A 13,274-nucleotide genomic window follows, 5' to 3' on the forward strand; every position below is an offset into this window, starting at 1 on the left:
TTGCCGTATTGAATCGGAGGGCTTCGATGTCCTCCGTCACCTTCTTGATCGTCTGATGGAGGAGTCGCTGATGATCGAGGCTCGCGGCAGTCGAAACCACAGCGCTGGATAAGTGGCCCTGGTCATCGACGATAAGACGCCAGACTCGTTCCAAGAACCGTGTCACCCCTTCGACACCTCTTGTACTCCAGGGCTTCATCGCTTCGAGTGGTCCCATGAACATTTCATAGAGCCGTACTGCATCTGCACCGAATTGGTCGATCATCTCATCCGGATTGACCACGTTGCCGCGTGATTTGGACATCTTCTGATTGTCTTCGCCCAACACAATGCCCTGGTGCACCAATTTCATAAACGGCTCAGGCGTGCTCACCACACCGATATCGAACAACACCTTGTGCCAAAACCGCGAGTAGAGGAGATGCAGCACAGCATGCTCGCTGCCACCGATGTACAGATCCACCGGCATCCAATAGCGTTCTTTTGCCTGGTCAACCAGCTGGGTTGAATTCTTCGAATCAATGAACCGCAGATAGTACCAGCAAGAACCGGCCCATTGCGGCATGGTATTTGTTTCGCGCCGAGCCGGCTTACCGGTAGAAGAATCGGTTGTCACCAACCATGCCTCTAAGTTTGCCAGCGGACTTTCACCGGTCCCTGATGGCTTGAAGTTGCTCGTTTCCGGTAACATCAGTGGGAGATGTTCTTCGGGAAGCGCACGGGCCTCTCCGTCGACCCACACAATCGGAAATGGCTCCCCCCAATACCGCTGACGAGCAAAGAGCCAATCCCGCAGCTTGTAGTTGACCGCTTTGGTTCCTTTCCCCTGCTTCGCAAGCCAGTCCGTCGTTTTCGGGATCGCCTCAGACGGGGTGAGCCCGTTGATCGAGAAACTCCCATCGGCGACCGCTGAATTTGCCACTGTCCCACGGCTCGTGTCGGTGAAGGCCGCTTCCTGCACATTCCCGCCGGCAATCACTTCACGAATCGGGAGCTGGTATTGACGCGCGAAGGCCCAGTCACGTTCGTCGTGTGCCGGAACAGCCATGATGGCGCCGGTCCCATAACTCATGAGCACATAATCGGCAATCCAAATCGGCAACCGTTCCTGGTTCACAGGATTCACGGCATAACCACCGGTAAAGACCCCGGTCTTCTCCTTGTCGAGCTCTTGCCGTTGCAGATCACTCTTTCTGGACGCTGCCTCACGATACACCTGAACCGCAGCTTTTTGCGCCTCACTCGTGATGACATCGACGAGGGGGTGTTCTGGCGCAAGCACCATATAGGTCGCCCCAAACAGCGTATCCGGCCTGGTCGTGAATACTCGGATTGCACCCGTCCGATCGGCAAGGGCGAAATCCACTTCCGCACCAATCGAGCGGCCAATCCAATTCTTTTGCATCTCCAACGTGCTGGTCGGCCAGTCGACCAACTTCAAGTCCTCCAATAACCGATCCGCGTAGGCCGTGATCTTCAGCACCCATTGCCGCATCGGTTTGCGAATGACGTCGAACCCACCAACCTCGCTCTTACCATCGATGATTTCTTCGTTCGCCAACACCGTTCCAAGCTGGGGACACCAGTTCACCGGCACTTCCGCCACGTAGGCCAATCCCCGCTCGAAGAGCTTCAAGAAAATCCACTGTGTCCAGCGATAGTATTCGGGATCCGTCGTACTAAACTCACATTCCCAGTCGTATGAGAGCCCCACGCGCTTCATCTGGCGTTTGAATGTGGCAATGTTGTCCGCCGTTGTCTTGGCCGGATGGATGCCAGTTTTCACCGCATACTGCTCTGCCGGCAAGCCGAAGGCGTCCCAGCCCATAGGATGAAGGACATTAAACCCCTTCATCCGTTTATACCGAGAAACAATGTCCGTGGCGGTATACCCTTCAAGGTGACCAACATGGAGCCCGGACCCGGAAGGATAGGGGAACATATCGAGGCAGTAGAACTTTGGCTTACTGAGATCGTTCGTCACACGGAACGTTCCGTGCTGATCCCAATACTGCTGCCACTTTACCTCGATCGCGCGATGATCGTATCCTTTGCTCATTGGTCGCTCCCCACTCCCTCCGTCAAAAAAGACGAAGGACTCTAACATAGACCCTCAGGGGTCACAAGATTTCTGCTAGGTCAGGATTTGCTACAGGGAGCCACATGATGAGACTGTATTGCAAACATATCTTCCCTCGTCTGATGGACCACGTCATGCGTGGGACAGAGTTCTCGCAGCTACGGGCGAAGATCCTCCAATCGGTGGCCGGCGAGGTACTGGAAATTGGGATTGGGACCGGGCTCAACCTGGCTCACTACGGCCCCGCCGTGTCGCGGGTGCAGGCCGTCGATCCCATCCCCATGCTTCCCACCCGGATGGCGGAACGGCGTGCAGCCGTACCCTTTCCAGTTGAGATTACACTTCAGAGCGCGGAACGGCTTCCCTACGAAGACCGGACATTCGACTGCGTGGTCAGCACCTGGACGCTCTGTACGATCCCCGATCCGGTGCGCGCCCTACAAGAAGTGAGACGGGTCCTCAAGCCTGAAGGCATATTCCTCTTCCTGGAACATGGCCGGAGCGATGACCGGAAGATCGCTGCCTGGCAGGACCGGCTGAACCCGATTCAGAATGTGATCGGCTGCGGATGCAATCTGAATCGCCGGATTGATGACCTGATCACCCAAGCCGGACTGGCCATCACTCAGCTCGATCGATTCGCCATGCAGGGCGTACCACGATTAGGCGGCGAAATGTACCGAGGTACGGCGGTCGGACAGGGCTAACCCGTCGGTCTGTCGTTGAGAAGCGATGCGAACCCCGTGACCGAGAAAAATTGTGGGAGCGGAGCCGGTGGAAGTTGCGAACTGGACTGAGCACTATGCACTAGGTGCGCCACCCCGAAGATTCTCGCGGCGATCAGGCACCCTTCGTCGTCATCCATGAACAGGGATCGTGACGGGTTGAACCCAAGCAGACGCTGACAGTTCGGCCAATATTCCGACCGCATCTTGAGATAGCCCACTTCGAACGCATCGACAATCCGGTCCACGTAGCGATCTAATCCCGTCTTGGCCACTTTGACGGAGACTCCCGTTGAATGGGCATTCGTCACGATCGTCACCCGCTTCCCGAGTTGCCGCAGATGGCGCAAGAATGCCTCCGCGCCTGGCAAAAAGCCGATCATATGATCCAGCTCCTTATGCATCGCCACCACATCGATCCCCACCCGCCTGGTCCAATAATTCAAGTCCGTCCATGCCAACTCCCCTTCGACTGATCGATACATGGCCATAAGGCGATCCCGCGACTCCTCAAAGGAGAGCCTGTGCAGCACGGCATACCGACGCGGCAATTCTTCCTCAAAGAAAAAGTTGTCGAAATGACGATCCAGCAACGTGCCGTCCATATCAAGGAGGACATCGTCGATGTGGGACCAGTTCGGGAAGGGCTGAGGGTTGAGTGCCGAGTGCTGAGTCACAGCAGCAGTATACCGAAAAGCTGGAAGAGAAGACGAGGCTGGTTGTGTTTGAGACAACTCCTAATGATCAAATACCGAAATAATCCCGCCGCCCTTACATCTTCACAGACGTATAAATACACGTACCCGATAGAGAACAAACGCAACCAACCAGAGCGTCACCAACACGAAGAGTGATTCAATAATCGGTTCATGTGCGAGAAAATCTGCCCCCGCCAGCTTTTCTAAAAGCCCCGTTATACGCCAACGTTCGATGCTCGCCAGACAGTACAACAGCACCGAGTTAGTACCGAGAACAACCAATGGCATCGCCCAGCGCGTTTTACCGGAGACGTCGCAAATCCAATAAAGCAGTGTCAGCGTAAGCAACGCAATACCGGCACTAAAGATGATCCACGACGGAGTATTTAGTGGTTTGACCAGAGGCCATATGCTAGTGGACAGCACCCAGCCGGACACGATCGCCAGCAGGGCAACTGCGAGTAGCTGGTACACCAACTTTCTTTTGTCGTGCATCGACATGATGCGACGTGCGATCAGCACGCCAAAAAGCATGGTCGAAATCAGCGGAATGATACTGAGCGTATGATCACCCCTGGGGCCAATAACATACGGCTCCGCGCGTGGCAACAGGTTCAGGAACCACAGGTCGAACGCCGCCGCTAGATTGTCGCCGTTGTTCCAATGTGAAAAATAGCCGGTGAACGCCTCCCCCGTGGCATGGAGCTCCGACGGCGGCACAAATACTGCGAAGGCGGCGCCGTACGCCAGCAAATTCAGCATCGCTACTGCGAATTGCACAACAGGGCGTTGGCGAACCAATAGAAAAGCCGGCAGATAGGCAAGTCCGATCTGCGTCAGGATCAGACTAAAGGTGTACGTTGACTGCGCACAGTGTCGCAATGTCCACACACCAACGATACTCAAAATGAGCACTGACAAAAGGTTGTAGTACCTATATGCCCGGGCCTCGTCATCGATCCCGAAGTACCGTCGAGCCCACTCAGTAAGTGGCAATCCTAGAAATAGAATCACAAACGGCAGCAGTTCTTCAATCTGGCTATGTGGGGAAAACCGAACATACTGGATCAGCAGTCCCAGCAGACACAAGGCAACCGCTCGGATAATCGCGTGGACCAGCAACTGACCATGCGAATCTCCATGTGCACGCCGATTTTGGTAGGAATATGGAATGGCAACACCAACCAAAAAGATAAACACAGGCATGACAAAATCCCAGAGAACAGCTCCACTCCAGGGAACGTGATGAAATTGTTGTCCAAGCCACCCCCATACCGCATTGTCGGGGTAGAGCGCTGCCATCTTGTGGAAAGAAAACCCCCCGCTTAAATCGGGGATCAACATGAATATCACCAGGCCGCGCAGGACATCGACAGCAATGACGCGCGTCGGCGGAGACGGGCAGCCTATTTGGTTGGGATTCATCGTCGCCATCGCGGAACAAACCGACACAGATCCGATCGCCCATGACCATACCTTGCCATGACTGCAAGTCGCAATGTGCTCGATTGCACCTAAGAGCTCCTCACCAGATACAGAGGAGGTAACTCTGGTGTGGATGCGAACAAGTTGTTTCCAGCAAGACCACAGCGAACGATCGAGTCGTAGGCGGTTGGTACGTTAAGACCTTCAGCGAAGCGAGAACACTGCTGGAGGAGTTTTGCAGCATCCTCATGTTGTCTTTGAGAAAAACCCTGTGCTACGGTCCAACCCATCATGGCTCGCCCAAAATCCACTCCCCGACAGGACCAACCCCTGCCACTCCTCCCAACCGAAGATGGTCCACCGCCGCTCGTTGCCATCATTGGCAGGCCAAACGTAGGGAAGTCCACGTTGTTCAACAAGATTCTTGGTGCAAAGATCGCCATTGTGGATGACGTGCCTGGTGTCACTCGAGACCGGAACTATGCCGATGCCACCTACCGCACCAGAAAGTTCCGGCTGGTCGACACCGGAGGGTTGGATCTCTCGTCGTCGGACAGCATGTTGACCTTGATCCGACGGCAGTCGGAACTCGCCATTGCGGAAGCAGATATCCTCATCATGCTGCTGGACGGTCGGTCAGGATTGACCCCGCCGGATCATGAAGTCGTGAAGCTGCTACGCGGCGTGACGAAACCCCTGTTCTATGCGATCAATAAGATCGACACGCCGAAGTCCGAGCCGTTACTCGCCGACTTTTACAAATTGGGCGCCGACGAGCTCTATCCCATTTCCGCCGAACACGGTCTCGGCGTAGCTGAACTCTTGGATGCCCTCTACCCACTGCTTCCCTCAACCGAGGAGTCGGACGAGCTGCAACAACTCCCCCGTGTAGCGATCGTGGGCCGCCCGAATGTCGGCAAATCCACGCTTGTGAACGCCCTGCTCGGAGAGGAGCGAGTCGTGGTCAGCAATGTACCGGGAACGACGCGCGATCCAGTCGATTCACTGGTCACCCACCAGGATCAATCCTACGTCTTCACTGACACCGCAGGGATCAGGCGGCGGGGCAAGATTGACCGGGGAGTAGAAGGCTACAGCGTCCTCCGATCGCTCCGCGCCATCGGCCGATCCGACATTGCCGCGCTGCTCTTGGACGGAGAAGAAGGCGTCACAGAACAAGACACCAAAATCGCAGGAGCGATTCTGAAACAGGGGCGAGCCTGTATTCTCCTGGTCAACAAGTGGGATCTACGGGCCGGAGACCAGAGCGCGCGACAAGCCTACGAACTCGAGTTCCGCCGCCGCTTTCCGTTTCTGGCCTGGGCGCCCGTCCTCTATGGTTCAGCCCTCAAGCCGGATTCGGTCCGCCGCCTGTTTCCGTTGCTGAACGACGTGCACACGATGTTTACTAAGCGGGTCCCCACCGGCGCGCTGAATACGTGGTTGCAGAAGATTCTCGTCACTCATCCCTTACCGGCTCGCAAACACAAGCCAACGGCTGGCACAAAGTCTGCTTTTATCACCCAGGTGGCCACCAAACCACCGGTCTTTGTACTGTTCGTCGGCCATCCGGAAGACATCACCCCCGCATACCTGAAATATCTGGAGAACCAACTCCGCGAGACCTACCTCTTCACCGGCACCCCGCTCCGCATCATGGTCAGGAAGAAGTAGACATCCCATCGCGAACCTAGATTCAACACCGCATCTGCGTGCACCGTTCACTTGGCATGCGGTCACATTCTCACATGCAGGGTGTGCTCGGCTAAGAGGCGGGATGGTCAATTCACGAACTATCCTTCGATAAAGGATACCTCTGTTGTACGCAGATCCCACCTTCATTGCGCCACGAACATCGCAGTGCTAGACTGCATCCATGGTGCAGAATCAACCAGCAGCACTCTCCCCTGATCCCGCCATCGAACGCTATAAGCGCGATGTCGATCGCACACTGTTGCGGGAAAACTTGAAGCTCTCCGTCGAACAACGATTTCGGCAGCTGCACGCACTGCAACAATTTGCCGCCGAGCTGAAGCGAGCGTCTCGATCGACCACACATGACAGACTTTGAAGCGCTCATCACCTCCGCGTACCTGAAATATCTGGAGAATCAACTTCGCGAGACGTATCAGTTCACCGGCACACCGCTCCGGCTGCTGGTCAGGAAAAAGTAAGCGCCACCCTCTTCAAAGGTTCGGATGATGTAGCAGGCAAAACCGCCCAGCGCTTGCTCCGTCGATTCTTCCAAATACATCTGGAACTTTTTTACGTCCACATCAGATCCATTTCTACTGGAACCCGGTATTTGGTGGGCCCAATGATCCCTATCGTGGTAATTGTGATGAAGATCTGCATTCACTTCTCTTCTCAAAGAACATATGAAGGAATATGAAGAGCTACTCTCCATGTGTTCATGAGCGATCCGCCCAATGAATAGTGACCTTCCCAAGAAGAAATGCGAGTGCAAGAGTGGATGTGAACGATTCGTTCTTGCTGACCACCCGCTCGATTTTAACCTTCTGAGCTTTTGGAAGTGGGCAGCATCGGATCTTGTAGACAATACGTGGAGAGGTGTCCTTGCAGAATATCTTGTGGCCAAAGCTCTCGGAATCAAAGATGATGGAATTCGCGACAGTTGGGGACCAGTGGACCTAGTTTCGCCCACTGGAATCACGATCCAAGTAAAGTCAGCAGCATTTCTTCAAGCGTGGTATCAGAAAGAATTTTCACGCATTATTTTTAGTATAAAGCCACGTCGGGTCTTTGATTCTACAACCAATAGCTTGAGCGAAACGCCAGTACGGGTCGGTCAAGTATGGGTTTTTGCCCTTCTCTCGCACAAAGACAAGTTAACCCTTGATCCAATGGATCTAGCCCAATGGAAATTTTTCGTTGTGTCTAAAGATTTTCTTGATGGTTATCGACGCAGCCAAGAATCGATTACGCTCGAGTCGCTTCTTAACCTCGGTATAGAACCTGTCGGGTTCTTAGAGCTTGCCGAGAGAGTGGAACACTGTGCCAATGAGCTAAAAATCTAAGACACTGAAACCTCTTTCGTCTTCTCTATAGTTCAAGGGGCTAGCCTAGGCCAGATTTCGCTCCTTTGAAACCCAGCGTTCACGAAATCCAGGCCAGCTCATCAACAGAAATGTCATGACGCTTCCTTCTCTTCGTCGTACCACTTCTCACGATAGATCGGGCAGAGGCCTTTCGAGCGGAGAAAGTCGGTCACGTCCTTGATCATGCCGCCGTTTCCGCAGAGATACACGGCGAGGTTGTCCACCGTCTTGATACGCTCCTGCACCAGCGCGGTCACGCGACCAGTCGGACCGGTCCATCCCGGATCGGGACGAGACAATGTAATGATACTGTGAAACATGGGATGCCGGGTCGCCAGTTCGCGCAGCTCTTCCTGATAGTACAGATCTCGCTGGGCTCGGAGCCCCCATAGCAAGGTCACGACCTGCGGCATGGCTTTTGGTAACAGGGTATGGAGCATAGACCGGATCGGGGCAATCCCCGTGCCGGTCGCGATAAACAACAGATTGCGTGGCGCATCGTCGCGCAGACGAAAACTTCCCGCCGGCCCTTTGAACTGGACCTGATCGCCGAGTTTGAGACCAAAGAGAAATGTCGACCCTGGTCCGTGATCCACGCGGTTGAAGACCAATGTAAGAATGCTCCGCTGACTGGGCGGCGAGGCAATCGAATAGGCACGTGTCATCGGATGCGGCCTCCCTTCGATGGGAATCTCAAAAGAAATGAATTGCCCCGGCTGGAAGTCCAGTGTCGCAGGCGAGATCAATCGCAAGTCAAGCTCACGGACATCGTGTGTGAGATCATGCACTCGGACGACCTCGGCGGCATTCGTCTGCATCCTTGAGTCCTCCTCTTCATTCGGTCATAATCCGCTGCGGGCTCTTAATATCTTATCTGAGCGTGCCCCGTCTCATCGATACCAGTGTCTAGATTCGGTCAGACCGCAAAGGTCATGAAGTACTCAGGAATCGACCCACAGAATTGGGTCCCATTGTGGACCGTCGATAGTGATTTCAAACGAATCGCAGCCGTCGCCCCATTGCATCTTAATTTGTTTGGAGCCGATTCGCCCTTCGCTTTCTCCATCCAAGATCAAATCTGATTTCAAGTTGACTCCCATTCTGACCTCATGTTATTCGCATAGACTGGCTCCGGGTCGTTAGGGCGCTGATCATCTCAGTACCCGCTTCGCGCGAGAGGGAGTGTCTATTTAGATAGACGTCAACGTTCACCTCTATCCAGACCTAGCCAGTTCGCCATGGATCAATTTTGGCAGGCTCGACAATTGCTTCTTGCCGTATTTCTGATGGGATTCGTCAATGCCGGCTGTGCCACGGCCAGCCTCGCAGACAGTGCCAAGCCCCAGGAGCAACTCTCCGACCCGCTCCCCTTGGAAGTTCAGCTTGATTCTTCGACTGTTCTCCAAGCCCAAACCGACGAGCTTGCACCCAAACAACCGGAGGCGGAGGAAGTCGTTCCGGCACAACCACAAACCGAGCTACCACCAACCGAGCAGCCGCAAGACCTTGAGGTCCCTCCTGCTCAGGCCACGGACACCACTCCGGCTATTCAGCCGCCAGCGGACAGCCCGTCGCCTGCTCAACCAGCAATTGTGGAACCCACTCCTGCACGCCTGGATGTTAACCCATCCATCGAACTGACGGGCCGGGTCTGGCGAGCCAAGCCAGGGATCGTCTTTCTCAAAACACCGATCGGGCTCATGTCGCTCAGCTCAAAAACCACGCTAAAGTCTCTCCCTGCCTCGCAAGAAGTGTCCTTCATGGTCCACGACGACTATATCGTCATTGACATCGTGCGGCGAACTGATGGGACCTTCGTCCACCGCTACCTCACCGGACCGTTCAAGCGAGACACCGGAGACAGTACAAAACTACTGCTGTGGACGCCAAACGGGGGATTAAGAGGGTTCCGAATGGGAACCTATGAATCTGCACTCACCGCCCCCAAGACCGGCGAGTTTGTGACGGTGGAAGTGGATGGCACAGGGAGCATCATCGGGGTACATGACATCCAATTCGATCTGCAGATCGGCCAGATCGCCCCCCCAGGGAACAAGGTCCATCTCTTGCTCACCGGCACGATCTCCAAAATGAAGTCGAATTTTCTCTTCCTCAAGACACCCATCGGCATCGTCAACGTCAACACAAAGATCGGCATCAAGAATGCCAAGATCGGGCAGACTATGACTTTGCACATGCATAACGACTCCGTCGTCGCAGATCTTGCGGCATCCAGCGATTCGGCTCTGATCCGCCGTTTCGTCACAGGCCCCTTGGACTTCACCGCTCCTGATCATGCCACGGTTCGACTCTGGACTCCGGAGGGAGAACAGACCTACTCCGTCGGAGCTGGCAGAGCCGCGTTGAACGGAGCACGAGAGGGAACCCCCATTACCCTAGAGCTCGACGGGAGCAGCGAGGTCATTGAGCTGCATCGCGTGAAGTAGGTTGAGCCCTTCCACTTTCCGTCTTCCTCCTTCGTCTTGACTCTCTTTTCTCTCCCCCCGTAGACTGCGCGACGTATGAATGCATCACCCAGGACAGGCCGCCAGCCAGAGAAAGTCTCGGCTCAGGCACAATCGGCAAAAAACTTTGATACACTGTACCGAGACCATGTCGATCTCATGTATCGCTTTGCTCACCGCTTATGTGGGGAAGCGGAAGCGGCGAAAGATCTGGTTCAGGAGACTTTTTTGAATGCCTATCGAGGCCTCGACCAATTCCGTGGCGATGCCCAGATTTCGACGTGGTTGTACACGATCGCTTCGCGGGCCTGCCTCCGCATGCGACGGAAGCGGAAAGGGGCTCCGGAGCGAGAGTTATCGCTCGAGGAATTTATCCCCACCTCCGACGGTGAATTTCGGTTACAGATTCCGGTCGATGGCCTGAGCCCCGAAGCGGCACTGCACAATAAGCAGCTGCGGGAAGCACTCGACACGGCAATCAATCAACTGCCGAAGAAGTATAAGATGGTCTTGGTGCTCCGCGATATGGAAGGATTGAGCGCCAAGGAGGTTGGAACCATCATGGGGTTGAATGAACGGGCCGTGAAATCACGACTACACAGGGCTCGATTGTTCGTTCGGCGTCACCTCAGTGCACGAGGGCTCGGGGAACCACACAGTCGCCATAATCACCGCGGATGAGGTAACAGAGGAACGGTTCCATATGACACGACGTCGCACGTCCACACACCCACGATCATCGACATCGACTCGGCGGAAACAGGCGCATGGGAAAGCCCACTGCTTGCGTATCCTACGCCAGTTGTCCGCCTACATCGACGACGAGCTCTCTGGAGATATTTGCCAGGAAATTCGTCGACACCTGGGCGCCTGCCCGAATTGTGAAACCTTCGTGACGTCACTGCGCCAGACGGTGTCGCTCTGTCGCCATAGCCCGATGCCAACGTTATCAGCCGCAAGCCGGACGTTGATGCGGAAAAAGATCTTGGAAACCTCTCGCACTCGCTAACCGTACAATAGCCTGACCAACTTCTTATCATGACCATGACACATTTTCGTGGAATCCTCCTTCTCTCTGGACTTTTGACAGCTGGCGTGATGAACCTGTCCGATGTGGCGATCGCAGGGCCGAAACCGTCACGCCCCGCAGCCGAACATAAGGCCGCCCATCCCGCTGCCATCGATACCGCCCTTCGCTATGCCACGGCCCTGGCCAACGGGGACAAGCTCACGACCTGGCAACTCGACTTTGCATGCCAGTACAAATCAGTGACACCTTCTTCTGATAAGGCCACATCTTCCGCCGCACAGGCTCCTTCCTACGATGAGTGTTGGAAGGCGCTCACGGGAGGACATAGTCCATTCCTGAATCGGTCGGATGTCGCGATGGATATTCTTTGGCCCAGCACCGGCCCTCTCGTATTTTATGGGGATACGCTGGCCAGTGCACAAGCCTCGGCCTTTGTAATGGATGTGCTCGGGGCCTCCCCTCCGGGAACAGGGCTTGATCTTGTGGTCACCGGGAGCCGCACCATCTCGAACGGATCCTTCCGATTGAAACCGAATGGGACGGTGATCGGAGTGCCCGCGACGTTGGTCGACCTCACCGTTCGCTACCATGACCCGCTCACCTCCCCGGTCGCATACGGGCCTGGCACGGCTCACTGGACCAGCACCATCAAACGTGAACGCCGCGCCATCAAATCCATGACCACGCAATGGATCGTGCTCAGCGGACTACGGCCCCATGGGTTTCCGCGCGACACCGCCGTCGTTCATCTCCCTGTGGACACCAAGACTGAAGCTCCAGGTATGGTCCAGGAACGTATCCCGTTCACAACCGAGAAGAGCCGCGCCCTTCCTGACTCCATCGTCTGGTGGGGTCCCACCGACCAACCAGGTACACTGACAGCGGCTGCGGCTCGAGCTGCCTCATTTCCCGAGCTCCGCGATCGCGTGGCACTCCTCAATCGCATCCTCCTCATTGATCCACAACAGACGGAGGCACTCACCGTCTTAACCAAGAATCTCTATACCGTGCTGCTGCAGGACGCGGCCCGGAACCACAAGCTCCTCATCAAGGATCCTGCCCTCGCCCAGACGGTCAACGAGTTTTATTGGACGATCGCCGCCGCGTCGGACCGCCTCGATCTGTCGTTGGGGATGGAAGTCGGTGGGTTTTCAGAACCGACTTCTGCGGATCTACTGTACCGACTCTTGCCGGCACTCCAAACCCTCGTACGAACCCATCCTGAGCAGTTGGAGAACCGATTCCGGCTTGGGAGGGCCTATCGATGGAACAATGACCAGGTGCCGATGATCCAGACGTTCGAAGCCTTGGTCAACGACATTCCCGCTGATCGAAAGAGCCTCAAGGCTGAAGCCCTGTTACAACTGGCCTGGTCTCGCATCAACAAGGTCGCGTGGAATCGAATCCTGCACGATCAGGACAGTGTCCGCGCGTATGACGACGCGAAGGCTTCGCTGGAGCTCGCGGAACGGCCACTCGATAAGTTTCTCGCCGAATACGCCATGGCCTACAGCATGATCTTCATGCCCAACTATGGAGACAAAGGGCAGATGTTACACCACCTCACCGAGGCCAAACACTGGTTCGATGGCATCCCCGGCAAAGACGACGAGGTCTGGCGTTATTTCTTGCATAGCTCACTGCTGAAGGCCGTGCTCGATGCGGACCCAATGTTTCAGCCAATCCTAGCCTCAGCAGAAAAACCTAAAGAATAGTCGCCTCGTTTTTTTCTAAGCCTTGCTTCATCAGGCAACCATCATAAAGCCGTCATTAGTCCTGCGCATCTGATGCC

14 protein-coding genes are annotated in these 13,274 nt (G+C 55.3%); 9 read left to right on the forward strand and 5 right to left on the reverse strand.

Annotation, left to right across the window (positions count from 1 at the left end; genetic code table 11):
- Positions 1–2,059: leucine--tRNA ligase (leuS, locus tag ACYX34_RS08185; protein ID WP_462076067.1), on the reverse strand; the 2,059-nt coding region annotated here is incomplete at its 3' end.
- Between the two features lie 104 nt (positions 2,060–2,163).
- Between leuS and ACYX34_RS08190 the strand changes: the two genes are divergently transcribed.
- On the forward strand, positions 2,164–2,787 hold the full coding sequence (locus ACYX34_RS08190; RefSeq protein ID WP_462076068.1) for a class I SAM-dependent methyltransferase: 624 nt from the start codon (positions 2,164–2,166) through the stop codon (positions 2,785–2,787).
- On the opposite strand, the gene ACYX34_RS08195 is transcribed toward ACYX34_RS08190, so the two are convergent.
- Positions 2,784–3,482, reverse strand: a complete 699-nt coding sequence (locus tag ACYX34_RS08195) for an HAD family hydrolase (RefSeq protein ID WP_462076069.1) — start codon at positions 3,480–3,482, stop codon at positions 2,784–2,786. The genes ACYX34_RS08190 and ACYX34_RS08195 overlap by 4 nt on opposite strands.
- A 102-nt stretch (positions 3,483–3,584) precedes the next feature.
- The gene (locus ACYX34_RS08200) at positions 3,585–4,937 is read right to left on the reverse strand and encodes a hypothetical protein (protein WP_462076070.1); all 1,353 of its coding nucleotides are present in this window, start codon (positions 4,935–4,937) and stop codon (positions 3,585–3,587) included.
- A gap of 282 nt (positions 4,938–5,219) precedes the next feature.
- On the opposite strand from ACYX34_RS08200, the gene der reads away from it, so the two are divergent.
- The 4 genes from der to ACYX34_RS08220 all read left to right on the forward strand — a co-directional run bounded on the left by der (position 5,220) and on the right by ACYX34_RS08220 (position 7,966).
- Complete coding sequence (gene der, locus ACYX34_RS08205; RefSeq protein WP_462076071.1) at positions 5,220–6,602, forward strand: ribosome biogenesis GTPase Der; 1,383 nt, start codon at positions 5,220–5,222, stop codon at positions 6,600–6,602.
- A 202-nt stretch (positions 6,603–6,804) separates the two neighbouring features.
- A complete protein-coding gene (locus ACYX34_RS08210; RefSeq protein ID WP_462076072.1) occupies positions 6,805–6,999 on the forward strand; it encodes a hypothetical protein in 195 nt (64 codons plus the stop codon).
- Complete coding sequence (locus ACYX34_RS08215) at positions 6,986–7,102, forward strand: hypothetical protein (RefSeq protein ID WP_462076073.1); 117 nt, start codon at positions 6,986–6,988, stop codon at positions 7,100–7,102. Before ACYX34_RS08210 ends, ACYX34_RS08215 begins: the two co-directional genes overlap by 14 nt.
- Before the next feature lie 255 nt (positions 7,103–7,357).
- Positions 7,358–7,966, forward strand: a complete 609-nt coding sequence (locus ACYX34_RS08220; RefSeq protein WP_462076074.1) for a hypothetical protein — start codon at positions 7,358–7,360, stop codon at positions 7,964–7,966.
- Between the two features lie 113 nt (positions 7,967–8,079).
- Here ACYX34_RS08220 and ACYX34_RS08225 read toward each other — a convergent pair whose 3' ends face one another.
- A complete protein-coding gene (locus tag ACYX34_RS08225) occupies positions 8,080–8,805 on the reverse strand; it encodes an FAD-binding oxidoreductase (RefSeq protein WP_462076075.1) in 726 nt (241 codons plus the stop codon).
- Between the two features lie 123 nt (positions 8,806–8,928).
- The gene (locus ACYX34_RS08230) at positions 8,929–9,087 is read right to left on the reverse strand and encodes a hypothetical protein (protein WP_462076076.1); all 159 of its coding nucleotides are present in this window, start codon (positions 9,085–9,087) and stop codon (positions 8,929–8,931) included.
- 138 nt (positions 9,088–9,225) lie between these two features.
- Between ACYX34_RS08230 and ACYX34_RS08235 the strand changes: the two genes are divergently transcribed.
- From ACYX34_RS08235 to ACYX34_RS08250, 4 genes are all read left to right on the forward strand, one after another.
- On the forward strand, positions 9,226–10,434 hold the full coding sequence (locus ACYX34_RS08235; RefSeq protein ID WP_462076077.1) for a hypothetical protein: 1,209 nt from the start codon (positions 9,226–9,228) through the stop codon (positions 10,432–10,434).
- 75 nt (positions 10,435–10,509) lie between these two features.
- Positions 10,510–11,133 (forward strand): RNA polymerase sigma factor, encoded by a 624-nt coding sequence (locus tag ACYX34_RS08240; protein WP_462076078.1) that lies wholly within the window; start codon positions 10,510–10,512, stop codon positions 11,131–11,133.
- Positions 11,134–11,155: 22 nt separating this feature from the next.
- A complete protein-coding gene (locus tag ACYX34_RS08245) occupies positions 11,156–11,461 on the forward strand; it encodes an anti-sigma factor family protein (RefSeq protein WP_462076079.1) in 306 nt (101 codons plus the stop codon).
- A gap of 29 nt (positions 11,462–11,490) precedes the next feature.
- Complete coding sequence (locus ACYX34_RS08250) at positions 11,491–13,197, forward strand: hypothetical protein (protein ID WP_462076080.1); 1,707 nt, start codon at positions 11,491–11,493, stop codon at positions 13,195–13,197.
- Positions 13,198–13,274 lie beyond the last annotated feature (77 nt).

The sequence above is a fragment of the Nitrospira sp. CMX1 genome, assembly GCF_054902215.1.